The organism is Segatella hominis, assembly GCF_004535825.1.
Lineage (GTDB): Bacteria > Bacteroidota > Bacteroidia > Bacteroidales > Bacteroidaceae > Prevotella > Prevotella hominis.
Map to the genome: position 1 here is coordinate 1 of NZ_SGVY01000139.1, position 825 is coordinate 825.

The 825-nt window shown below is 33.1% G+C and carries 1 pseudogene; it reads right to left on the reverse strand.

Going from position 1 to position 825, the window contains the following annotated elements:
• Positions 1-178, reverse strand: a pseudogene (locus EXN75_RS18440) (IS982 family transposase); the annotation flags it as partial.
• Between the last annotated feature and the right edge of the window lie 647 nt (positions 179-825).

Below are 825 nucleotides of genomic sequence, written 5' to 3' on the forward strand. Positions count from 1 at the left end.
ACTCCTGGGCGAGGAATATTTCCTAGCTCATTAACTAAATTTTTGGAGAAATCCTTGCATATCTCAAGAATTTTTACGAAATTTGCATACAAGTTGTGCATAGCGTGAAATATATAACTTTATAATTTGACACTACAAAGTTACTAAAAATCAACGAGATGCACAACTTTTTCTCCATAAAAATATACTAATTTTCAGGCGGTTTTTTAATTCCGCCAACAGGTTATCCTTTACTATTGACATACCGTAGTAGTTCTGAAGCAGTTTTTGTTTGCAATCAGTTTATGTTCGGAAAAAGCCTATACATCGTAAGATGAGCTTCTTTTGGCATAACCCATTTTGATAAATAAATTTCTTAATTTTATTCAAAATCACATTCTTTTATAGCTGGGGCATATTGCACCATAGTTCAAAGACGCTCCTTGCAAATATAACCTATTTAATTTAGGAGTAAGACTTTGAGGCTTATATGAAAAAGAACTTGGTAACAGCTCGTTAACATTATAACCTACATCCCTAACTCTGAAACCTACCAACGAAAAGTCTATCGGAAAGCAACCTATTGATGAAAATTTCCTAAACACTTCTTCATATACTCCATAACTCTCATTTTATTGAGCATGGGCAAGTTATTCAATTTGTTTGATAGTTTCCTCTAACAAAAAAATCATCCATAGAACAAAATAAAATATATCTAACCTCAAATCCGCAACCTATAGGGTTTAGTGGGATTTTGCTTGCAAAGCGACAAAATTCATTTTATTGTACATATTTCTTGCACAACAGAAATGTCGCAGACACAAAATCCCCTTACCCCATAAAGCG